This window comes from Actinomadura geliboluensis (genome assembly GCF_043197915.1).
Lineage (GTDB): Bacteria > Actinomycetota > Actinomycetes > Streptosporangiales > Streptosporangiaceae > Spirillospora > Spirillospora geliboluensis.
Map to the genome: position 1 here is coordinate 23,028 of NZ_JBICUA010000008.1, position 21,503 is coordinate 44,530.

19 protein-coding genes and 1 tRNA gene are annotated in these 21,503 nt (G+C 65.3%); 9 read left to right on the forward strand and 11 right to left on the reverse strand.

Annotation, left to right across the window (positions count from 1 at the left end; genetic code table 11):
* Nucleotides 1-42 precede the first annotated feature (42 nt).
* On the forward strand, nt 43-678 hold the full coding sequence (locus tag ACGFI1_RS24935; protein ID WP_392788345.1) for a hypothetical protein: 636 nt from the start codon (nt 43-45) through the stop codon (nt 676-678).
* A gap of 124 nt (nt 679-802) precedes the next feature.
* On the opposite strand, the gene ACGFI1_RS24940 is transcribed toward ACGFI1_RS24935, so the two are convergent.
* The gene (locus tag ACGFI1_RS24940; protein WP_392788348.1) at nt 803-1,252 is read right to left on the reverse strand and encodes a hypothetical protein; all 450 of its coding nucleotides are present in this window, start codon (nt 1,250-1,252) and stop codon (nt 803-805) included.
* A gap of 375 nt (nt 1,253-1,627) precedes the next feature.
* Between ACGFI1_RS24940 and hisS the strand changes: the two genes are divergently transcribed.
* Entirely contained in the window at nt 1,628-2,950 is a 1,323-nt protein-coding gene (gene hisS, locus ACGFI1_RS24945) for a histidine--tRNA ligase (protein ID WP_392788350.1), read from the forward strand.
* Between the two features lie 147 nt (nt 2,951-3,097).
* Here hisS and ACGFI1_RS24950 read toward each other — a convergent pair whose 3' ends face one another.
* Nucleotides 3,098-4,210 carry a hypothetical protein gene (locus tag ACGFI1_RS24950; RefSeq protein ID WP_392788353.1) on the reverse strand — a complete coding sequence of 371 codons (1,113 nt, stop codon included), beginning with the start codon at nt 4,208-4,210 and terminating at the stop codon, nt 3,098-3,100.
* Nucleotides 4,207-5,016 (reverse strand): DUF4365 domain-containing protein, encoded by an 810-nt coding sequence (locus ACGFI1_RS24955; RefSeq protein ID WP_392788355.1) that lies wholly within the window; start codon nt 5,014-5,016, stop codon nt 4,207-4,209. The genes ACGFI1_RS24950 and ACGFI1_RS24955 overlap by 4 nt, the downstream gene beginning before the upstream one ends.
* Between ACGFI1_RS24955 and ACGFI1_RS24960 the strand changes: the two genes are divergently transcribed.
* Nucleotides 4,960-7,005, forward strand: coding sequence for a UvrD-helicase domain-containing protein (locus tag ACGFI1_RS24960; RefSeq protein WP_392788357.1), 2,046 nt, complete (start codon nt 4,960-4,962; stop codon nt 7,003-7,005). The two genes, ACGFI1_RS24955 and ACGFI1_RS24960, sit on opposite strands and share 57 nt — an antisense overlap.
* Before the next feature lie 117 nt (nt 7,006-7,122).
* Nucleotides 7,123-9,249 (forward strand): GmrSD restriction endonuclease domain-containing protein, encoded by a 2,127-nt coding sequence (locus ACGFI1_RS24965; protein ID WP_392789057.1) that lies wholly within the window; start codon nt 7,123-7,125, stop codon nt 9,247-9,249.
* A 113-nt stretch (nt 9,250-9,362) separates the two neighbouring features.
* On the opposite strand, the gene ACGFI1_RS24970 is transcribed toward ACGFI1_RS24965, so the two are convergent.
* Entirely contained in the window at nt 9,363-10,532 is a 1,170-nt protein-coding gene (locus tag ACGFI1_RS24970) for a hypothetical protein (RefSeq protein ID WP_392788360.1), read from the reverse strand.
* Nucleotides 10,533-11,016: 484 nt separating this feature from the next.
* Here ACGFI1_RS24970 and ACGFI1_RS24975 point away from each other — a divergent pair, with 484 nt between their 5' ends.
* From ACGFI1_RS24975 to ACGFI1_RS24995, 5 genes are all read left to right on the forward strand, one after another.
* The gene (locus ACGFI1_RS24975; protein ID WP_392788362.1) at nt 11,017-11,481 is read left to right on the forward strand and encodes a MobC family plasmid mobilization relaxosome protein; all 465 of its coding nucleotides are present in this window, start codon (nt 11,017-11,019) and stop codon (nt 11,479-11,481) included.
* Complete coding sequence (locus tag ACGFI1_RS24980; RefSeq protein ID WP_392788365.1) at nt 11,478-13,022, forward strand: relaxase/mobilization nuclease domain-containing protein; 1,545 nt, start codon at nt 11,478-11,480, stop codon at nt 13,020-13,022. The genes ACGFI1_RS24975 and ACGFI1_RS24980 overlap by 4 nt, the downstream gene beginning before the upstream one ends.
* A 232-nt stretch (nt 13,023-13,254) precedes the next feature.
* Nucleotides 13,255-13,827 (forward strand): hypothetical protein, encoded by a 573-nt coding sequence (locus tag ACGFI1_RS24985; RefSeq protein WP_392788366.1) that lies wholly within the window; start codon nt 13,255-13,257, stop codon nt 13,825-13,827.
* An 11-nt stretch (nt 13,828-13,838) separates the two neighbouring features.
* Nucleotides 13,839-14,039 (forward strand): helix-turn-helix domain-containing protein, encoded by a 201-nt coding sequence (locus tag ACGFI1_RS24990; RefSeq protein WP_392788369.1) that lies wholly within the window; start codon nt 13,839-13,841, stop codon nt 14,037-14,039.
* A 586-nt stretch (nt 14,040-14,625) separates the two neighbouring features.
* On the forward strand, nt 14,626-15,387 hold the full coding sequence (locus tag ACGFI1_RS24995) for a hypothetical protein (RefSeq protein WP_392788371.1): 762 nt from the start codon (nt 14,626-14,628) through the stop codon (nt 15,385-15,387).
* A gap of 172 nt (nt 15,388-15,559) precedes the next feature.
* Here ACGFI1_RS24995 and ACGFI1_RS25000 read toward each other — a convergent pair whose 3' ends face one another.
* From ACGFI1_RS25000 to ACGFI1_RS25030, 7 genes are all read right to left on the reverse strand, one after another.
* Nucleotides 15,560-16,330: a transposase family protein gene (locus ACGFI1_RS25000; protein ID WP_392788374.1), complete on the reverse strand. Its 771-nt coding sequence runs from the start codon at nt 16,328-16,330 to the stop codon at nt 15,560-15,562.
* Nucleotides 16,331-16,779: 449 nt separating this feature from the next.
* The gene (locus tag ACGFI1_RS25005; RefSeq protein WP_392788377.1) at nt 16,780-17,445 is read right to left on the reverse strand and encodes a class I SAM-dependent methyltransferase; all 666 of its coding nucleotides are present in this window, start codon (nt 17,443-17,445) and stop codon (nt 16,780-16,782) included.
* 137 nt (nt 17,446-17,582) lie between these two features.
* Nucleotides 17,583-18,041 carry a glycine-rich domain-containing protein gene (locus ACGFI1_RS25010; RefSeq protein ID WP_392788378.1) on the reverse strand — a complete coding sequence of 153 codons (459 nt, stop codon included), beginning with the start codon at nt 18,039-18,041 and terminating at the stop codon, nt 17,583-17,585.
* Between the two features lie 171 nt (nt 18,042-18,212).
* On the reverse strand, nt 18,213-19,475 hold the full coding sequence (locus tag ACGFI1_RS25015) for a helix-turn-helix transcriptional regulator (protein ID WP_392788381.1): 1,263 nt from the start codon (nt 19,473-19,475) through the stop codon (nt 18,213-18,215).
* A 334-nt stretch (nt 19,476-19,809) separates the two neighbouring features.
* Nucleotides 19,810-19,883 (reverse strand) — tRNA-Pro (locus ACGFI1_RS25020).
* 76 nt (nt 19,884-19,959) lie between these two features.
* The gene (locus ACGFI1_RS25025; protein ID WP_392788383.1) at nt 19,960-20,544 is read right to left on the reverse strand and encodes a class I SAM-dependent methyltransferase; all 585 of its coding nucleotides are present in this window, start codon (nt 20,542-20,544) and stop codon (nt 19,960-19,962) included.
* Nucleotides 20,541-21,440, reverse strand: a complete 900-nt coding sequence (locus tag ACGFI1_RS25030) for a metallophosphoesterase (protein WP_301173884.1) — start codon at nt 21,438-21,440, stop codon at nt 20,541-20,543. The genes ACGFI1_RS25025 and ACGFI1_RS25030 overlap by 4 nt, the downstream gene beginning before the upstream one ends.
* Nucleotides 21,441-21,503 lie beyond the last annotated feature (63 nt).

Genomic DNA, 21,503 nt, shown 5'->3' on the forward strand with positions numbered 1-21,503 from the left:
CGGGGCGGGACGAGCATTCGTGCCACTCGCCGCCCGGTCGTCGTGCTGGCCGGCGAGGACCGCAACGACCGGCGATGTCTGCGCATCCTGCTCGAAGCGTTCTGCGAGGAGATGCGCGGCCGGCTGGTGGAGATCAACGAGCCGGTGAGGCTCCACAAGGTTCCCGCGGATCGACTCCCGCGGAGGATCTCGGACCTGGCGGCCCTCGCAAGGGCACGCGCCGCCGCTGAGGACGCGGAGCTTGCCTGCGTCTTCGTCCATGAAGACCTCGACAGCACTGACGGCGATGACTACCCGGCGATCCACCGCCGAGTGCAGGAAGCACAGCGTGCGGAACTGGGCAGTGCGCATTACGTGCTGGCCGTCGAGGAGATGGAGGCTTGGCTGCTGCTCTTTCCCGATGCGCTGTCCAACCTCGTCGGCTCGTGGAAGCTCCCTGCGAAGTACCGCGGAAAGGACACCGGCCGCCTTGCGGACCCGAAGGGCGTCCTCATGCGGGAGGTGTCCAGAGGAGGGCGGCGCTACCGGGAATCCGACGCACCGGCCGTCCTGGAAAGGGCCGTGGCGTTGGCGCTTCACCGCGACCCCATCGGCACCAACCGCTCATGGACGCGGTTCGGCACGGACATCGCGGACTGCTGCCGCCGTCATCTCGAGCAGCCGACGAAGACGAGATGACCGGGCAGACGGACGCGCGCCACCCGGCGACCGTCAGCGCGTACTGAGGCGGGAACCATGGGTCATGGACGCGGAAGTATCCGTCCGGCCTGAGTTCGGCGGTGGCTGAGCGTGCAGGCGGCCGTCAGCCGCGGACGGATCTCCAGAGAGCAGCCGTTGCGGCATCGAGGCTGTAGAGCATCGCGCCACCGCTCGATTCGACGACGCGCATTGGCCATGTGTCGCTGTCGTAGTGCGTGTTCAGGTGGCGGGTGAATGCCGCCAGGTTCCCGCGCAGGCTGTGGTACTCCATCGACAGGGCCTTCACCAGATCTTGCATGTCGTACTGCTTGCCGGGCTCCTGGCAGAGGACGTCGAGAATACGGGTGACCGTTTTGGTGGTGTTCAGTTCGGTGCCGGCCAGCCTGGCCAGCTTGTCGGCGTCCCACGCCCCAGGGGCGTCGCTCGTCCCAGCAAGCCCGGCGTCGGCGCCGGGCTCCTGCTCGAGCTCGGAGAGCAGCCGATACACGGCCATGACGTGCTGAGCGGGTACTGCCACCTGGATGAACTCCTGCTCGACTTTCGGGCTCATCATCTACCTCGGTCTGTTGTCCATGTGCCTGGAGTGCCTACCATAACACTTCATGTTCTAGCCGGGTAGGTCTCATTTGCCTGGAGTCATGCCTGGTGTGAATGGAGTGGATACCGTGTTCCCCACCGCCTTAGATGTGGTCTCACGCCGGAGACTGGAGCCGGGCCGGGCGTGTAGGGGCGCCGCACGGGGCTCGCTCGGACGTCGAGCTTCTGCACCTTGCCGGGTCGGAGGAGGCCCGCGGTTCGACCGGGACGATGCCGGGGCCGTCGATACCCTCGGAAGGCGTCGGTCCCCTGGTTCGCTGTGATTCCGGATGTGGACCAGTTCCCATGACTTGCCTTGTCCCATTGCTCTGTTACGTGGTCAGGAGTTTTCGTGGCGTCACAACAGTTCGAGCCCCCGTCGGGCACCCGCGACTTCCTCGCCGGTGCGCTGCGCACTCGCGAGCATGTCTTCGCGCAGATCCGCGGGGTGTTCGAGCGGTGCGGGTTCGAGCCGTTGCAGACGCCGGCGTTCGAGCGGCTGGAGACTCTGACCGGCAAGTACGGCGACGAGGGCGACAAGCTGATCTTCAAGATCCTTCGTCGTGGGGAGCACGAGGCCACCGGCGAAGCCGATCTGGCGCTGCGGTACGACATGACCGTCCCGCTCGCGCGGGTCGTCGCCGGCTACGGGTCACAGCTCCCGACGCCCTACAAGCGGTACGCGATGGGCCCGGTATGGCGGGCCGACCGTCCAGGCAAGGGCAGGTTCCGCGAGTTCGCGCAATGCGATGTGGACGTGGTCGGGTCAGCATCCCCGCTCGCGGACGCCGAGGTGGTGTGCGCGCTGACCGACGCGCTGGATGCGGTCGGTGTACGTGACTACCGGGTGCTGGTGAACTCGCGTCAAGCGCTCTCCGGCCTGCTGGAGGTCTACGGCGTGCCCGCCGACCTCGGCGGCGGCGTGCTCATCACCCTGGACAAGCTCGACAAGCTGTCGCCGGACAAGGTCGCTGCCGAACTGGTGGATGCCCGGTCGCTGGCCCCCGGCATCGCCGAGGCCCTGGTCGGTGACCTGACGGCCGCCGATGCCGTGGAGCGGATGCAGACCGCCTTGAAGGACAGCGAGGCCGGACGTGCGGGCCTGGAGGAGATCGGCCGGCTGCTGGAGCTGGCGTCGCCGAAGGTGGGCGAAGACCGGATCGCGTTCACGCCGAGCCTGGTCCGGGGCCTGGACTACTACACCGGCGTCATCTTCGAGGTGGTCGCCGAGGGCATGCCGGGTTCGATCGCCAGCGGCGGACGCTACGACAAGCTGATCGCCGCGCTCGGGGGACCAGACGTGCCGGCCTGCGGCGGCTCCCTGGGTGTCGAACGGATCATCGGCCTGCTCAGTGACGATCAGGGTGATGCGCACAGGATCGATGTCGCCGTCACAGTGATCGCCGAAGACACCGCGTCCGAAGTCATGGGCTTCGCCGCGCAGCTGCGGGATGCGGGTCTGCGGACCGAGGTGTATCTGGCCGCCAGTCGCAAACTGGCCAAGCAGCTGAAGTGGGCCGCTGACCGCATGGCCCGCTTCGCGCTGATCTACGGGGCGTCCGACAAGGAAGCCGGGGTGATCACGGTCCGGGACATGGACACCGGAGAGCAGGCCCAGGTCCCGACAGGCGAGCTTGCCGCACACCTCACCGGGAGGTGTGCGCCGTCGAGGTAACGCCGCACGCCTGGACGTCGACGACGTCTCCGAACGCTGGGCCCGGGGCCTGGTCGAGCACCCGTTCCCCATCGCACTGCTGTCGCTCCAGTTCAACTGGCGCTACATGAAGGAGCACGGCGTCCGCCCGAGCCGACTCGCCACGAGTCATAGGACGCGGAAGTATCCGTCCGGCTTGAGTTCGGCACGCCGGCCGGTGCGGGTGAGGGAGCCGGAGACGCGCACTTCGAGACCTTGGCCGTGGGCGCGGAGGGCACGGTCATAGTCGTCCGGGTCGAGAGGGACCCACACCTGCCGGTTCCTGCTGACATCTCGGACGGTGAGGACGCCGCGGACGACGACCCAGCCTTGTTCGTCGGGGCGGGCCCTGTCCATGGCGCGGACTCGGCCGCGAATCTGCGCAGGCTCGGTTCTCGGTTTCCGCCCGAGGTCCTCGGCGGCGTGGGCGAGCATGCTCACCTGCTCGCCCTCGAAGCGGACCGGGGCAGTGGGCGCATGGGCGGCCACCACGCCGGCCCAGTCGAACTGGATCTCGAAGGGACGGTTCCGGTCGGAGCCGCCGAAGCGGGCCAGCGCCTGGCAGAGCGTTCGCGAGACACCGGCGTCCGTCCGTTCCTCGAAAGGCGTGAGCTCGGCCCGTTCAGATGCCTCCTCGGCAGCCGCCCTCGCGCTGAAGAGCGCACGCCTCAACCGAAGGAGGACTCTGCGCTCGAAGGCGTCCGCGGTGGAGAAGAGCGTGTCGTCGCTGGGGCCCAGGGGAACTTCCGCGCTGATGACGAAACTTCCCTGAGCGGTACCCAGGAGAGCCTTCTCCGGGAACTCCCGGACGACCTTCGGCTTGCTGTTGGGCAGGATGAATCCCGCGCCAGGGTAGTACTCGGCATAAGCCGCAGCGATGAACAGTTCCCGCACGCCCTGGAACGCCTCAGCCGCATCGGCTGCGGGGATCAAGCCCGGCGGTGCGTCCGGGAAGAGCCGGAAGTACTGCCGATCCGTAGCGGGGGCAGCGAGCCTGTGCAACATCTCCGACTCGGGGCGCTCCTCGACCTCCGCAAGCATTCGGATGACCTCGTACATGCGTTGCGGGAAATCGCGGAAACGGTCGGAGACCGGGACGATGACCTCGAAGTTCCGCCGACCGAATTCCCAGACCGTGGCACGTCCGTTGAGATCGCCCGCCCGGCGCCAGCCCGTGGAGTTCAGGTAGCGCACGACGTCGTCGGGCGCGAGACGCTGGAGTTCGTCCCGGCTGATCGTCATGACGCCTCCGCTTGGGCCGCGGTCGCCTTCTCTGGATCCTCCACGAGTGTGCGAAGCGAATCAACGGTCAGCAGGTTGGCCTTGGGGACGTGGACAGTCGTCTTCGCGCCGGCCTTCGCGTCGACGATCGGGTTTTCGTCCGCCAGGCAGTGCCAGTAAGCGGCGTTCCGCAACAGCAGTCCGTCGTGCCCGGCCGTGGCGTACTCCCGCCACTCCTTCGGGACGATCACCAGGAACAGGAACGTGGGGTAGATGGTGGCCCACCCGTCGGCGAGGAAGTTGAAGTGGGGAACCTCGAGACGATAACCCCACGTGGTGTCAGTCTCCGTGGCCGCCGAACCTGACTTCACCTGGACGTTGATCCCGGGGGCGCGTGCGCCGCGGAGCGCGCCGACGCCGTCAGGCCACATGCATAAATCGATGCCGTCGATATCCGGGATCGGTTTCGCCAACCGCAGGCCCGCCGCCACGGCGAGCGCGCTGACGAACGCCTCGCCGTAACCACCCTGGTGGTTCCTCGCATCCACGATGTCGGCGCGTCCTCCGTGCGGCGTCCTGTTAAACGTTGTCGTATCCAGATCTAAGGCCGTAGTCGGAAATCGGTCAAGGTCCAGTAACGTGACGCTTGCGTTGCTCTGTCCGACCTGGTTGACCTGGAGGAAGCCTTGCCTCAGCTCGCCTTCGCCGCCGACTTCTTCGACGAGTACGAGAACCTGGAGAAGACGGTCAAGCAGGGTGTGCGCGAGGCGATGGCCAAGTTCCAGAGACTCACGGCCGCCGAGCTGACCGCCGATAAGGGCCTGCATCTTGAGCAGCTGGAGAAAGCTCGTGACCCGCGCATCCGCACCATCCGCGTCACCAAGTTCTGGCGCGGAGTCGTGCTCGCTCCGGACGACGGCAGTGGCACTTACCTGCTGCTCAAGGTGCTGCAACACGACAAGGCGATCGCGTGGGCACGCAAGCGCGTCATCAGCGTCAACACGGCGACGCGCGGCCTCGAAGTCCGCAACGTCGAAGCGATCGAACAGCTCACGCCGGTGCTCCAGAAGGCAGCCGAGAAGGCCCCTGCGCTTCTGTTCGCCGACTACTCCGACACCGTTCTGCGGCACCTCGGCATCGACGACGGTGTGCTGCCCGCCGTCCGCACCATCATCGACAAACCGCAACTCGAAGCCTTCGCGAAGCTGTTCCCCGAAGACCAGTTCGAGGTTCTGCAGTACCTCGCGGAGGGCTTCACACCCGATGAGGTGTGGCAGCAGGTCGTCGCGATCCGGCGCCCCGCCGACGCGGCCGCCGGCGAGCCTACCGAAGACCTGGCGACCGCCATCGCCAATACCCCGAGCCGCATCGCGCTCGTGTCAGGGCCGGACGAACTGCAGGACATTCTGACCAAGCCGTTCGACGCCTGGCGGATCTTCCTACACCCGTCCCAGCGGCGCATCGCCTACCGCCCGTCCTACAGCGGTGCGGCGCAGGTATCCGGCGGGCCCGGCACCGGCAAGACCGTAGTGGCCCTGCACCGCGTCAAGCACCTCCTCGACCAGTCCGACGACGCCCGCATCCTGCTCACCACCTTCACGAACGCACTAGCCGACTCCCTGCGGGACAGCCTGACGCTCCTCCTGGACGACCCCGAAGCGCTGGACCGTGTCGACGTGACCACGGTGAACGCGCTCGCTCGCCGGGTCGTGGCCGACCACGGCTCCGTCCCCTACCTGGTCTCCGAGAACGACTACCGCACCCGCAAACGCTGGCAGAAGATCGCCAAGGGGCTCGACCTGCCATGGAACGAACACTTCCTGGACCTGGAATTCCGCCACGTCGTTCTCGCGCAGGGCATCGGCAGCGAGGAGGAGTACCTCTCGGCCTCCCGCGCCGGCCGGGGTGCCGCCCTCCGAACCCCTCAGCGCGTTGAAGTCTGGCGGGCCGTCGCCGAATTCGAGCGGCAGCTCGAAGCCGACGGCCAGTGCACCCACCTCCAGCTCTGCGCCAAAGCCGCCGAACTGCTGGCCACGGAAGGCCCGCGGTACCGGCACATCGTCGTGGACGAAGCACAAGACCTGCACCCGGCGCAGTGGCGCGTGCTCCGCAACGCCGTCGCTGAACAGTCTGACGATCTGTTCATCGCCGGCGACCCGCACCAGCGGATCTACGACACCCGCGTGTCCCTGCGCTCCATGGGCGTGAACGTCTCCGGCCGCTCAAGCAGGCTGCGCATCAACTACCGCAGCACCCAGGAGATCCTTACCTGGTCGTCCGCTATCATGACTGGCGAGAAAATCGACGACCTGGACGAGGGCTCCGACACCCTCGACGGCTACAGGTCGAGGCTCCGCGGCCGGAACCCCGCTCTCGCGTCGGCGTCCAGCCAGGCCGTCGAACTGGACCGCATGGCCGACACGGTTCGCTCCTGGCTGGACGCGGGAGTCGACCCGTCCGACATCGCGGTGGCGACCCGCTTCCACGACCTCGGCGCACGAGCCAAGCAGCGACTGCTGTCCGACGGCATCCCCGCCGTAGCCCTGAAGGACGGCCCCGACGCATCAGAGCCAGGCGTCCGTGTCGCCACGATGCACGCCATGAAGGGCCTGGAATTCCGCTGCGTCGCCCTTATCGGTGTCACCGAACGCGCCCACCCGCTCGACGCCGCCGTCACCGCGGCCGACCTCGACCGCATCCAGCACGAGATCGACATGCTCGCCGAACGCTCCCTGCTGTTCGTCGCCTGCACTCGCGCCCGCGAAGACCTCCACCTCTCCTGGCACGCCACCCCGAGCCCCCTCCTCCCGCTGTGACACGGTCCTGAGCGCATCTACGGGGATCCGTCGGTGGTGTCTTCGGCTCCGGATGCGACTGTCAGTGAGCCTGCCGACACCCATTGACAGCGACGACCCGCGGAACGAAGATTCGTGATGATGGTTTCTACATTCGGACATCATCCGTGGACGGTGGATGACCTCGTCTCCGGAGTCGACATGGGCACGATCCGCCTGCCGGACATCCAGCGCCCCTTCGTGTGGCCGAACGCGAAGATCCGGGACCTGATCGACTCCATGTACCGGGGCTACCCTGTTGGGGAGTTGATGTTTTGGGCGAGTAAGGATCCCGCCAACACGAAGGCGATCGGCGCTGCCTTGAAGACCCAGGCCGTTTCCATGCAGGTGGTCGATGGGCAACAACGACTCACCAGCCTCTATGCCGTCATCAAGGGGGCCGAGGTGTGGCGGGAGGACTACTCCCGTGAGGCTGTCAAGCTCGCCTTCAATCCTCTCACAGAGCGGTTCGAGGTTCCTAACAGTTCCACCAGAAGGTCACCAGAATGGATTAACGACATCGTGGGCGTCTTCGCGGATGCCATCGAGGCGAGGCATCGTTATCTGCGTAATCTCCGCAATGACTCGGCTCGCACCGTGGACTCGGATATCGAACGCCAGGTCGAGATCGCGATTCAGCAGGTAGCTGGCCTCCGCTCCTACGCCTTCCAAGTCGTTCAGATCAAGGAGGACGTGTCCCGCGAGACCGTCGCCGACATCTTCGTCCGTACGAACTCCGAAGGTGTGAATCTGTCCTCGGCGGACTTCATCCTCACCTGGATGAGTGTGTTCTGGGAAGAAGGCCGCAGGGAGCTTGACACCTGGGCGCGGAACTCGCGTTTCACTCCGAATGAAGTCACCTCCATTCTCAACGAAAAGACCGTCTGGACCCCGAAAAATCCATACCTGGCCTTCGACCCGGGACAGGTCCTACGAGTAGCGATCGCCGTAGGGCTGCGGCGCGCCAAACTGCAAGACGCTTACAACGTCCTGCGTGGCCGGGACCCGCGTACTCGTCTCATCCATCCGGAACGACGCGAGAAGGAACTCTCCCGCCTCCAGACGGGGCAGGGGCATGCGATCAAGCCTGTGCACTGGGACGAGTTCCTCAGGGTCCTGGAGAGAGCCGGCTTCCGCTCCAGAGCGATGATCACCTCGGTGAACACAATCCTGTACTCCTACGCGCTGTGGCTCGTCGGGCGCATCGACTTCGGGGTGCCAGTGGACGAACTGCGCGAAGTGATGGCGCGCTGGTTCTTCATGTCGCAGCTCACCGGTCGATACACGAACTCGCCTGAGACACGGATGCAGGAGGACCTCAACCGTCTTGACGGTCTGCAACCGGCCGCCGCCGCGTTCGTTAAGGTCTTGAACAACCAGATCGATGCCGCCGTCCCAGAGGACTGGTGGCGTGTCACTCTCCCCGAGAACCTCGACACCTCGTCCGTGAACGCCCCCGCTTTCGCCGGCTACGTAGCAGCGCTCAACATCCTCGATGCCGACGTCCTTCTCGCCACGTCCAAGGTGAAGGACTGGATCAATCCTGCTCACGCTTCCGTCAAGGGCATTGAGAAACATCATCTGTTCCCTCGCGACTACCTCAAGAGCGCGCTCGGAGTGAAGGACACGCGAAAGATCAACCAGGTCGGCAACTATGCGCTTGTGGAATGGTCGGACAACATCGCCATCTCCAACCAGCCGCCGAACGTGTACTGGCCGCAAGAAGTCGCCGAGAAGAACATCGAGACTGCCCGTCGAAAGAGACAAGAAGGCTGGCACGCCCTGCCTGACAACTGGTTTAACCTCGGCTATGAGGAGTTTCTCCAGCAGCGCCGCCGATTGATGGCCAACGTCGTACACGAGGGCTTCAAACGGCTCACGGACCCGAACTACGAGCCCAGCTTCACTCAGCTCGAGAGCGTACTTGAAACCATGCCGGTCGCGGTGACGCTTCCGACCTTCGAGCACCTGGTGAACTCCGGAACCCTTCCTCCCGGGACTCTGCTGACCCCGGTCGATTCAGACCGCCCGACGATAGCGGAAGTCATCGAGGACGGATACATCCAGGTAGGCGAGCACCTCTGCGAGACCGTTGATCGAGCAGCCCGCGAGGACCATGCAGAAGCAGGCTCCGGATGGGAGTACTGGCAGGCCCACCTGGACGACGAAGACGAACCCGTCACGCTGGCTGACCTTCGTGAACGCGCCGCAGCAGCCTCACCCTGATTCGCCCAGAGTGTACTTTCGGCACCCGAGGGCGCCTGGCGCGCTTCAGGAGGCATGCGAACGCTGCGGCGGGCAGCCGGCGCTCCAAGGGCGCGCTGGTCTGCATGCGGCAATCAGGCTTGGGCTACCCAAACCGTGTGTCTCGCCCGAGCCTCCGAGGCGAGGATTTCTCTGAGCTGCTCGCCCGTTCGACCTCTTGTCTTGATGGCGTGGCAATTTGGGCAGAGAGCGACCATCTGAATAGGGTGGTCGCGCCCCCAGATGGCGCGATCCTGGACGTGATCTACTTCAAGAATTGGGTCACCCTTCTTGGTCACGTCATTGGGCTGACCGGTGCACAGTGGGTTCTCGCATTGACCGCCGCTTCGGATCAGCACGGCCTTGGTGGCGGCCGCGGAGCGTACAGGCTGCTTACGGGCAGTGGTTGAAGTGCGGTCGTGGTCGCCACGTGCTTCGGCGGCCTCTACACCCCGACAGAGACGCAGATAGACTTCTAATTGAGCCGATCCAGTAGAGGGTGATACGTCAGCGCGTTCTCGGTGCAGGCCGACTTGCATCATGAACTCCTCTGGAGGAGCACCTTCAAAAAAGCGCGTGCCAAGTGTCGTGACGGCTTCTGTCCGGGCCGATTCGCTAGACGCAATGAGTTCATATACCCAAGCCATGAGGCCGCAGTAGGGATCTTGTTCTTCAAGCCAGCTGATCGGTTTACCGTGTGCGGCTGGGATGGGTCCAACATGTCCCGGCAACTCCCATAGCGCTGTATGTGCCAGTGCGACGATGGGAAACTCAGGGGTCGGCCTTGAACTCGGCTGACCGTACTCGCGCATTAGGTGGCGAAGCTCGGTATGGGCATCTCGCCAGGGCGCAAGGCGCGGACGGCGGTGTGCCGCCCTTCCGAACGCCCAGAGGAGGGTAATCGGCTGATGTCGGGCGGGTCCATCAGCGGTGCTGGCGATCCGTAGCGTCTCAAGGATCTCAATCAGGCGCCGTCGAGGTGAAATCGGCTCATCGTCGACCACCTCGAAGCCCAGGCGTGTGAGGAGCCGGACGACTGTCTGACGACCGCCGGAGAACTGACCAGCGGTCAGTGGTCGACCTGTCACGTGACGGTACGCCACCCCCACTATGGCCTTGGAGTCGTAGTAGACGCCATCGTGGTAGAGGAAGTACTGGCGGGCTGGGTCGAAACCGTAGCGGTCTAGGAAACGGTGACGTCCAAGCTCGTCACACTCGGCGATCGCGTGGAGGACGGCTTCGTGTGTGATCACCTGCAGATCCATGCGGTCATGATATGCCCGATTTGGTAAGAATTCCCAGTAGGTCCCCTGGCTCCCGGCAGGCGACGAGAATCGATGAGTCGACTCATTGGTTGCTGACTGTCCAGCAGGTGGCCTGTGCTGTAGCGCCCTTGGACCGCTGTCCGGTGTCCAGGCGACCGAAAGCGGTTTCTGCTCTCGAAGCACGACGGCCGGCCTGGCCAACTGATGCCGCTGTCCTCTTGCTCAATAGCTGAGACTCAGCCCTATGCGACGAGCATTGGCGAGTTGTGCGACGCTTTACGGTCGAGAGGGATAGTCTGCTGACGGCCTCTCGGAGAGCTGAATCATTCATAACTCGGCGGCACGCCTCAACCCGCCGCGACAGCATAAAGAATTGAGGGTTACGTGCTGGTTGCGTTTGGCTGCCGCACTGCTTAGAGGCTGCAAGGTAGGACCGTGTCGCGACACGTTGCGGATTCGCGGGAATCCGCCGCACACACTTCCTGTGGGTGCGGGACCGGGCGCGGTCCAGGACGAGTCGATCGGAGGTGGAGCGACGAGCGACGAACAGGTCAACCAGCCACGCAAACTGCAGCGACGTTCCCAGCTTGGCGGAGGACGCCGGCGGGATCGGGAGATGAGGTTCCGAGTCAGCGACCAGGAGTACACGGAAATCCGCGCGGCAGCCCAACGGGCAGGAGCTGCCTACGGAACATTCATCGTCCACACCGTCCAGGCAGCCGCTCGGCAGCACAAATTCGGACACCAGCCGACCGCGGGAATCTGCGAAGAACTGCGTAGCATCGCGCGACAGTTGAATCGAATCGGCGTCAACCTCAATCAGCTGGCACGCATCGCGAACGCGACGGGACAGGTGCCCGACGAACTGCCTGCTGCATTGTCGTATCTGGAGAACGTCCTCCGCAGAGTGGACGCTTCGTCCGTCGAGATCGGTCGGCTCCTACGTTGATCGGCAAAGTCACCCGCGGCCAGGGCATCGCAAGGCTGCTGTCCTACCTCTACGGCCCTGGCCGCCGCAACGAGCACATCGATCCCCACATCGTCGCGGGTTTCCGACTCCCTATGGCCCTGGAACCTGGCCTCGACGCGAGAGGCGATCGGGACTTCCGCCACCTGGTCGGTGTCCTGACATCCCCACTCGACACCCTCCGGCACACACCCCTGGCGTTGCCGATCTGGCAGTGCTCGATCCGAGCAGCCCCAGAGGACCGAACCTTGTCGGACGATGAATGGGCCGACATCGCCGAAGAGGTGATGCACCAGACCGGATTCGCCCCCAGAGGTGACGACCAGGCATGCCGCTGGATCGCAGTACGGCACGCCGACGACCACATCCACCTCGCTGTCGTCCTGGCCCGCGAGGACGGACGCAACCCCAACGTCCACCGCGACTACTTCAAGGTCGCCAACGCCTGCCACATCGTCGAGGAACGCTACGGCCTCACCCGAACCGCGCCCGCCGACCGCACAGCCGCACCTCGACCGACCCGAGCCGAGACAGAACTCGCCCATCGCAAGAACTGGCCGGAGCCTCCTCGTACCACCCTTCGCCGGCACGTAGCCACCGCAGCCGCTGGAGCCGAAACCGAGGACGACTTCTTCGCGGCCCTCGAAGATGCTGGGGTGCTGGTGAAGACCCGTGAGAGCGCCCGCACTCCCGGAGAGATGACCGGTTACGCGGTCGCGCTTCCCCACCACACCAATCAAGAAGGCCAACCGGTCTGGTTCTCCGGAGGAAGGCTTGCCGCCAACCTCACCCTCCCCAAACTCCGCCACCGTTGGTCAGCTCCACACGGAAGTATCCCCTTTGACCGGCGCGCCTTTAGCCGCAGCATCGAGCTGACTCACCAGGAACGATCTGCGGCCTACCAGCAGGCCGCCCGAGCCGCCGCCACTGCCACCTGGCAGATGCGCCACATCCAGGACCCGGCGGTCCGCGCTGACGTGGCCGCCGCGACCTCCGACGTCCTACACGTGACCGCAGCAATCACAGGCAACAGAGAACTCGCACGCACTGCCGACTTCTACGATCGCGCGGCTCGCGAACCCTACGGATACCAGCCACCACCGACGCCCTACGGCGCGAACCTTCGCACGGTCGCCCGAACCCTGGCTTACTCCGAAATCCGAGGACGACGCGGTCACCGTCCGGACCTTGTGAGCGTCCTCTCCCATCTCATCCTGCAACTCGCCGCCCTGATCGAGGCGATCGCAGAGTCCAGGCAGCTCCAGCAACGTGCCGCACAAGCAGCAGCCGCCCGCAAAGCTGCTGCGCAACTCACCAGACTCGGCCGGCCAGATCCACGACCGCCATCCCCGACGTTGCCTCGGATGCCAGCGCACCTCACTGCGGAGCACAACGCTGCACGACTCGCGGCCGCCGCGTTCCCCGTCCCCCTCAGCCACCATCTGACAGAGAGCCCGTACCAATCCACCAGAGCCGCACCTCCGCAACCCGGCCCGCACCGCCGCCGCGGCCCATCGCGGTAGCTCGACCAGCGAGACTCCCATGCCACGCCACGCCGCGCGGGGTCGTGGCGTAATGATCGGAGCAGCCACATACTAACGGAGCGCAAACAATGCTAACGTTGCGCAAGTAATGCACTGGTGCAGTGTTCGGAAGGACGAACCTGCACTACCTCGTCCCCACCACACAAGAGAGGCGAAGCCATGACCGACCACAGTTCCCACGCGAGACCCGCACCCACAAGGACATGCCTACATGACCGACTACACGCCGGCTCCTGGTGCCGCTGGTAACGACGACGAGACCGCTCAGCTAGCGGTCAACTTGTATGAACACGTCCGCCAGCTCAACTACGCCACGGCTGGCCCACCGAGCCTCACCCTCCCCTCCACCGCGTACACCGTCCTCGGCAACCTAAGCGCAGCCAGCTACGGTCTAGAGCAGCTCCTCGACCAGATCAACCGCTTCTTCCTGCGCGAACTTCAAGCCGACCGCCTCGGCCACGACGACGGCGAAGACCTCACCGACGTCCTGAGCCGCCACGGCCAAGCCTTGGCCGACGCAAGGCGCCACACTCAAGCCCTCTGCGCGACCCTCAGCGAAGCTCAATCCACCATCAACGCCGTCCACTCTCGCCCCACCCGCGGACGCGAGGCGTCCCCGACGAGGAGACGCGGGACACATAAGGACGACGACGCCGGCGTAGCAGCAGCGGCGAACGATTTCCCCAGACCAATCACCGACCCAACGCTCCTCGCACCGCCTCCGGCCGGCGAACGACACAGCCCCATCCACTTCCCCCGCCGCACGAACCTCCCGGAGGCCTGAGCATGGAACCCATGACCCGCGAGGAACTCGCTGCCCTCCCCACCACAACCACCATCGAGACCGCCGCCCGCGCCCTCGGCCTCGGCCGAACTCGCGCCTACCAACTCGCCCGCGAGAACCGCTTCCCCTGCAAGGTCATCCGCATAGGCACCACCTACCGAGTAGTCACCACCGACCTCCAACGCCTCGTCTCCAGCGAGGACAGCCTTTAACCTTGCACGCTGCCTCCTTGTACACGCTTGCTTGCTCCAGTGCGGTGTGGCCGCGATCTTTAGGCGTGGACGGCTGAGTCCAGCACTGTGCGAGACCTGCGACAGTCGAGCCCAAGAGCACCTGTCAAAGCAGGTGATGAAGCAGCTGGGCTCCGGATGTAGTCCATCCGGAGCCCAGTCGGCTACCGGCGGCGCCCGATCCGGCTGGACGACAGGGCGTTCAACACCTTTCGGGCATCAGCCCGTCGCACAGGGTCAGGGTGTAGTAGGGCAACCATGACCGTCACCAGGTAGCAGACGACGTAGACAAAGACCACTGAGCCCACGGCAACCACAGGACCTCGGCCTACGATCTCGGACAGACTCATACCGGTCATCGAGACCACCCTTCTGCCAGCGGCCCTCAGTCCGCCGACAGCCGGCGTGGCTCCTCCAGTTGACGCGTAAGGGTTACGCCATCCTCCGCGCCGAACTACCGTGGACAGAACCGAAGACTTCGCAGCAGGGAACATACGAATCGCCCGTAGTCCCAAGGGTAGCGAACGGTCCCCGCTAGTGCATCCAGAAGCGAGATTTCGAGGTTCTCATGCCGACACCAGACCAAGGAACTTACACTAACGAACTTCGCACTGCGCTGCTAGAAGAGAGTGCAGGCTTCATTGTCACTGCGGGATACGTGATGGCGCATCATGCTCAACAAACCGGCGACCAGGCGAAGCTTGCCGTGGGGACTGCCGTTCAGATCTGCGGTGACTTGTCTCGTGGAATCTTGCGCGCGCTCAGTGAGCGCCACTACTACACCGCTGCGGCGGCGGCACGGCAGCTACTGGAGTGCAACGACCTGATCCATTATCTGGGGCGGAACCCCTCTCGTGCCGTCTTCTGGATGACCGCCGACGACGAGAAGATGCGCAAGGCTGCCGACTTCACGCCCACAAGGATGCGCGGGAAGGCTGGATCGAGCGAGAAAGAATACGCCTATCACTGCCACCTAGGTGGTCACCCTAGAAGTATCGCGCGGATACTTCTGCCGAACAGTCCTTACCGGGCGCGAGGAGCCCAAATCCCACTTGTTAGAAACGGCAAGCCTGTGCATGCTGATCTCGATGGATTGCTTCTTTCCGATGCGCTGCAGCATGTTTATGATGCAGTGACAAATACGATCGAAGTTCTTGACTTGGATGCTTTCCGTGGTGGTGGGGCTCTTCGTCGTCTAGGGGTGACAGAAACCGGTGTCAGGAAAAAGATCGACAGCCTCGTGGTCCGACTCTGCGAGTGGCGCGCCGCCGATCCCCTGGCTGAAACGGGGCGCAGCTGGTTGCCTGATGATCTGACCCATTTAAGGTGATGTCGAGTGACCGTGATCCGACTGTCCAATTTCATGACGAGAGATGAATCAGTGGCGGCCACATTGGGTGTATGTTATCTGTCCTGCCCACGCGTATACAGGGCGATTTGCACATGGGTCGTGCATGACGGGCAACGCTGTCACGCACGTGAAAAATGAGCTAATTCCACCCTCATTCGCCCTGGTGGTGCAGGGTGAGGATGGCTTGGAGGATGGCGGTCATTCGGCTGGGTGAGGATCGGGCCTTTCGCAGGATGTGCCAGCCTTTGAGGGTGGCGGCGCCCTGTTCGCCGAGCGCGCGGACCTGGGCGTGGTGCCGGTTGAACAGCTTCTTGCGTTTGCCGAGATTGCGGCGCTTTCTGCGTTTGAAGGGGGTTCCGATCGCGCCGCCCGCTCCGATGTATCCCTTGTCGGCGTAGCAGGCGATCGCGCGGCTGGTGAGCGCGTCGATGATGCCGTGCGCGCGGGCCGCGGTCAGGTCGTGCGTCGAGCCCGGCAGCGCGGGCGAGGCCCAGATCAGCCGGCCGTGCGGGTCGGTCGGGAACTGGATGTTCACCCCATGCCGGTGGTGCTTGCCGCTGTAGTACAACCGGTCGCCCGCCCCCGATAGCCGGTCGATCGGCGCCAGGGTGCCGTCCAGGACGACGTAGGCCTTGCGCTGGCAGATCCGCATCGCCTCCCGCAGGTCGGGGGCCAGGTCGGCCAGCAGGGCGATGACCTCGGTGACGTAGCGGTGCGCGGTGGCGATGCCGACGCCGAACGCGGCGGCCAGGCGGGCGAAGGTCTCGTTGCAGCGTAGATGCACCAGCACCAGCAGCGCCTGGCTGCCGGACGGCAGCGCTCGCCAGCGCGAGCCGATCCGGTCGCGATGGCCGTCGATCAGCTCGGCCACGAAGGTACGGGTAGCGGGCGACAGATCCAGCGCAGCGCGATAGAACAACACCAGAGGCTCCTGGCAGTGCGGTTGTCTTGGTCGACTTCGCATCTACCAGGGGCCTCGCCGCGTCACCGGCCACCTCAGCCCACCGCAACCACCTTGTGACCAGCACAATCAAGGTGGAAAAGGCTCAATGACGGTACAGCACTGGCGCTGAAGTAGGGATTGAATTCCTTTTTCGCTAAAGGAGTGCTCGTTTGCCTAGAGGTGTCCGTCGGGCGCCGTGCCCGTTGACGTTAATGGGGTGCACGGGAATGGGTGCACGGGAATGCTACCTCTGTGTGTGGCGTAGTGATCGGGTCGGGCTATTTATGTGGCGGTTGGGTCGGTGATCCCAATGATGACATGGCACGGAGGGTGTATTCTTGGTTGTTGGTGCAACTGATGCCTCAAGGTAAGCCTCCCTCGTTTTTGGTCGAGTTTAAGAGCTGGTTGTTTGGTTTTGAACATGAAATTTAAAGTCGGTGTCCTTGCGTTATAAGGGTGCCGAGGTGTTTTGGAGTGGGGGCTGCCTCTATGTGAGATTTAGTCTTCGTGAAGCCATGCGTTTGGAGGATGGTTGCCCAGTCGTCTGGTTCGTAGGACCAGCGGTAGAGCCAGACTTCGGGGCCGGTGAAGCCGGCGCCGTAGATGCCTTGGACGCCGTAGGAGCCGGGGACGGCAGGGGCGTGGGAGAAGACCAGCTTGCCGCCGGGGTTCAGGCGGTCGTGGATGAGGGGTAGCAGGTCGTCTGGGTTGGTGAACCAGACCGCGCCCCAGATGGAGTAGATGGCATCCCAGTGCTGGTCCGTGGCGGTGAGGTAGTCGAGGACGTCGGCGTGTTCGAAGCGGGTCGAGGGAAGGTGACCCCAGCGGCTTCTGGCGCGCTGGCACTGGGTCCCGGAGATGTCGATCCCGGTGGCTGTGATGCCCTTGGTTGCCAGGGCCGCTACGGCGTCGCCTCGACCTGAGCCGAGTTCTAGGGCGGTGAGCGGGTCGCCGAGCAGTTCGTCACCTGGACCGTGGCTGGGGTACTGCGTCCAGCCGAAGGCGTTCTTGAGGGCCTCTTCTGGCGCTTCGTCGGTGACGCCCTCGGCGTAGTGATCCCAGTAGCTGGTGCAGTCGTTGACGCTGGTCGGCATAGGTGCGGGCCCCTGAGGAGTGGGTGGTGGGACCCGTGTCACGGTAGCCGCGGAGCGGGAAGAACACTGCTTGTTCGTCTTCAAAATGCAGCGAGGGGCCGACGCCTCTGCGGCGTCGGCCCCTCAGTGGGATGTGGTCAGTGGCAGTTGCTACCGGGGTAGCACGGGGTGCACTTGGCGAAGTCGGCCTCCCACAGCGGCCAGTCGATCGCGAACCCGTTGGCCTCGATGATGTGGGCCGTCCGCTCGACGGAACCGTCGTGCTTGAACTCGATCGCCGGGATGTGCTCCAGGAAGCGGCCGAAGTGCCGGTCGCAGAACTCGCGGTAGTTGCGGGTGTCGAGAATGAACCCGTGGACGGCGATGTCGACCAGCGGGCCGCAGCCGATCTCCAGGTTCTCGCCCCACTTCTCCATCGCGGTGATGAGGTAGGCGACGGCCTGCCCGAACAGACGCTCGGCCATCACGGTGTCGAAGGGGTGGTCGCGGACGAGGAGGGCGATCTGCCGCTCCCAGACCTGCGGGTCGATGAACGACTTGGGGTCTCTGGGCTTGGTGCCCGTCCGGCCGATGTCCTGGACGGTTCCGATGGTCATGATGAGCCTCCTTGAGCCGGTGACCTACCGTGGATTCGGCGGTCTGGCTTCACTGTCGGCCGGTTGGGGCGACGCGAGGAGGCCGGCGTGCAGGTCGTGGACGCGGCGTGCATGTTCTGCACAGCCTCTGGGACTCGGCCGGGTGTTCGGCTTACGGTCGAGAGTCGGGGTTTATGGGATGCCGCAGCGGGCGGCCAAGCCTCGTAGCTCGGGGGACGTTCGGCCGGAGACTAGGAGGCTGGTCACCAGGCCGCGGACGGCGGGGCGGGAGTGGGTCTCTTGAGGGGCCGCGCGTTCCGCGTGCAGGAGTGCCTGTAGGCACTGGTCGCGGCGTCCCCACATTCCGTATGCGCGGGCGATGTCGGTGAAGTAGCGGGCTCGGCGTTCCAGCGTGGGTAGAGACCGTGGCGTGAGTTTTCGGGCGGCTGCGATGGCTGCAGAGGGGTCGCCTGCGGCGTACTCGGCGGAGATGAGGTGGAGTTGGACTGCGGTGGGGCTGAAGCCGCCGCCGTGGTCGCGCAGGAGCACGCCTCTGCCGAGTTGTGTGGCGGTTGCGGCTGCTTGTTCTGTCAGCTGTCGCATACCAGAGCGGTCGCCGGCGTGGGCGGCGGTGTACGCGGCCGACATCACCAGGAGGCCGCGTTCGGCAGTGAGGGTTAAATCGCGGCCTTGCAGCATCTCGTCCTCGGCCATGCCTAGTGCGATTTGCGCCGCCTGGGTGTGCAAGCCTGCGCGGCGTGCCAGCACGGCGAGGTTGCGTGCTGCTTCGCCGGCCACCAGGGGGCTGCCGGATGCGGCGGCGAGGGTGCGGGCCCTGTCGGCGGCGATCCAGCCGAGTTGATCGTCCAGCTTGATCATGATGCGCGTGACGAGGGTGTACGTCTCGGCGAGGACGGAGCTGGCCGCTTCTCCTGCTGAGTGCCCGCTGGAGATCAGGCGCGGTAGGGCGTCCGCGAGTCGGCTGTACTGGCAGTAGTCATAGTCACGGATGGCTGAGTTGAGCGCCGGGCGGAGTTGGGGTGCTTGTATGGGGTGGCTCGGGCGGCCAGTACCGAGCATCGCATCGCGGATGCGGGCCAGTAGGTGCTCACGCGGATCGGCTTCGGGGCCAGTCGCTGCCGTTACGGCGGCTCGGGCTGGGGCGCTGGCGGCGGCAGCGGTGACCGCGAGGCCGGTCAGCAGTTGGCGGCGCCGCACATCGTCCTCCGCGGGTGGGTGGATCGTCACCGTAGCGGTGATGCCCAGTGCGGTCGGGGTGATCTCTAGAACTTCGGCGAGGCGTTGGAGAGTGGTTACGTCGTCCAGAGGTTGGGCGCCCGTCTCCAGGCGGGAGATGGTGGAGCGGGAGCAATGGAGGCGGTTGGCCAGGTCGCGTTGCGTCCAGCCGTGGGCGACGCGGGCGGAGCGTACGAGCGTGCCGAGGCTCGGGCTCATGGCGGCCCCCGTGATGAGAGGAACAAGCTCGAGAGAGTTATGCCCGTCGAGGGACTCGTCCGCAGCCAGGGTGACGTGGCCGTGTTGGGTCGGTTACATCGCCCAGAGGCGTGTGTTGGAGGCGCCCGCCAGCGTCGCGAACTTTCGACCGGTTTGGGTGCCGGACGGATGGTCCCCGTTTGAACGTTGGGCGGGCGGGGCGGTTGTCTCTCGGTGCTGGTCCGGGGCGGACGGTGTCCGTGGGTGGCGGCAGAATTCGCGGACAAATGACGGACAAAAGATCTTGAGGCCGGTCTCCTGTGGGGAGAACCGGCCTCTGACCTGGCGTTATGTGTCGGGGTGGCGGGATTTGAACCCACGACCTCTTCGTCCCGAACGAAGCGCGCTGCCAAGCTGCGCTACACCCCGGTTGGTGGCTGCCCGGGAGTCGTACGTTCTCCCGGCGCCTAGTCCACCTTAGCGGATGTCTGGGGGTGCTGCGTCCCTATTTACGGGCTGTGAAGGCGGTCACTGCGCCGGTGGGGGTGAGTTCTATGTCTCTGAGGCCGGCGGTGGTCAGCCAGGTGTGGAGGTCTTCGGTGGTGCCCGGGGTGCCGAAGACGCCTAGGCGTTGGAAGGCGGTGATCAGGGGGGCGCGATTGGTGCCTCGGACCAAGGTGGTGCCGCTGAGGGTGCCGCCTGGGCGTAGGACGCGGGTCAGTTCGGCTATGGCTGCGGCTGGGTCGTCCAGGCAGTGGAGGCCGTTGTAGGTGACGCAGGCGTCGAAGGTGGCGGGGTGGAAGGGGAGGGCGTAGATGTTGGTCTGGACGAGGGTGTTCGTCTTGCGGCGGGCCCGGTGGAGCATGGTGGCGGAGAGGTCGGCGGCCACGTGGCGGGGGCCGCGGACGGCCATGCCGCCGCCGCAAGGGATGTCCAGGGTCAGGGCCGTTGGGTCTTGGGTGGATATGGCCCTGTGGAGGTTGGCTATGTCGTAGTTCCAGAGGATGCGTGCACCGAGGCGGGAGAGTGCGCGGTTCTGGACGGCGTAGTCGTAGAGGGTGGAGAGGGCGGTGGCGGTCTTCCAGTTCACGTCCGGGGGACGAGGGTCAGCAAGGACGCCTCTGGGGGGCAGCAGAAGCGCATGGGGGCCTTCGGGGACGTGCCCAGGCCCGCGGAGACGTGCAGCCAGGAGCCCTGGTGCCGGTGCAGGCCCTTCACGCGGGGGCGGTCGAGGCCGCAGTTGGTGGCGAGGGCGCCGTAGAAGGGGACGCAGACCTGGCCGCCGTGGGTGTGGCCGGCGAGGAGGAGGTCGTAGCCGTCGGCGGCGAAGCGGTCGAGGTTGCGGGGCTCGGGGCTGTGCATGACGCCGAGGTGGACGTCCGCCTGCGGGTCGACCGGGCCGGCGATCTTGTCGTAGCGGGCGCGGTCGATGTGGGAGTCGTCGATGCCGCCGAACTCGACGTCGAGCTCGCCGACCTTGAGGCGGCCGATGCGGTTGTTGAGGTCGAGCCAGCCGGCGGCCTGGAGGGACGAGCCGAGCTCGCGGTACGGGAGGTCGGGTTCGCGGCGGCGGCCCTCGTAGTCGGACTTGCTCGTCCGCCAGACGTAGCGCAGGGGGTTCTTGAGGACCGGGGAGTACAGGTCGTTGGAGCCGTACACGAAGACGCCTGGGCGGTCCAGGAGGGGGCCTAGGGCGTCCAGGAAGGGGCCTATGGCGTCGCGGTGGGAGAGGGTGTCACCGGTGTTGACGACGAGGTCGGGCTCCAGGGCGTCCAGTGAGCGGACCCAGTGGATGAGGCGCGTCCTGCCGGGGGTGAGGTGCGCGTCGGAGATGTGCAGGATCTTCACCGAGGGGCGGCCCGGCGGCAGCACGGGCACGTCGACGCGGCGCAGCCGGAACCAGTTCCGCTCGATCACCGATGCGTACCCGAAGGTCGCGGCTCCCGCGCCCAGGAGGCCCAGGGGCACGGCGTAGATCTTTCGCACGACTCTCCCTTCTCAGGGTCCCATGCTTTCAGACATGGGCACCGCGCGGTAATCCTGATGAGG

Bases quoted from the DNA above. Each gene is read 5' to 3' on its own strand.
- ACGFI1_RS24940 (WP_392788348.1), bottom strand. From the start codon at position 1,252: ATGATGAGCCCGAAAGTCGAGCAGGAGTTCATCCAGGTGGCAGTACCC.
- ACGFI1_RS24950 (WP_392788353.1), bottom strand. From the start codon at position 4,210: ATGACGATCAGCCGGGACGAACTCCAGCGTCTCGCGCCCGACGACGTC.
- ACGFI1_RS24960 (WP_392788357.1), top strand. From the start codon at position 4,960: ATGGCCAAGTTCCAGAGACTCACGGCCGCCGAGCTGACCGCCGATAAG.
- ACGFI1_RS24955 (WP_392788355.1), bottom strand. From the start codon at position 5,016: ATGCAGGCCCTTATCGGCGGTCAGCTCGGCGGCCGTGAGTCTCTGGAA.
- ACGFI1_RS24965 (WP_392789057.1), top strand. From the start codon at position 7,123: ATGATGGTTTCTACATTCGGACATCATCCGTGGACGGTGGATGACCTC.
- ACGFI1_RS24970 (WP_392788360.1), bottom strand. From the start codon at position 10,532: ATGGATCTGCAGGTGATCACACACGAAGCCGTCCTCCACGCGATCGCC.
- ACGFI1_RS24985 (WP_392788366.1), top strand. From the start codon at position 13,255: ATGACCGACTACACGCCGGCTCCTGGTGCCGCTGGTAACGACGACGAG.
- ACGFI1_RS24990 (WP_392788369.1), top strand. From the start codon at position 13,839: ATGACCCGCGAGGAACTCGCTGCCCTCCCCACCACAACCACCATCGAG.
- ACGFI1_RS24995 (WP_392788371.1), top strand. From the start codon at position 14,626: ATGCCGACACCAGACCAAGGAACTTACACTAACGAACTTCGCACTGCG.
- ACGFI1_RS25005 (WP_392788377.1), bottom strand. From the start codon at position 17,445: ATGCCGACCAGCGTCAACGACTGCACCAGCTACTGGGATCACTACGCC.
- ACGFI1_RS25010 (WP_392788378.1), bottom strand. From the start codon at position 18,041: ATGACCATCGGAACCGTCCAGGACATCGGCCGGACGGGCACCAAGCCC.
- ACGFI1_RS25015 (WP_392788381.1), bottom strand. From the start codon at position 19,475: ATGAGCCCGAGCCTCGGCACGCTCGTACGCTCCGCCCGCGTCGCCCAC.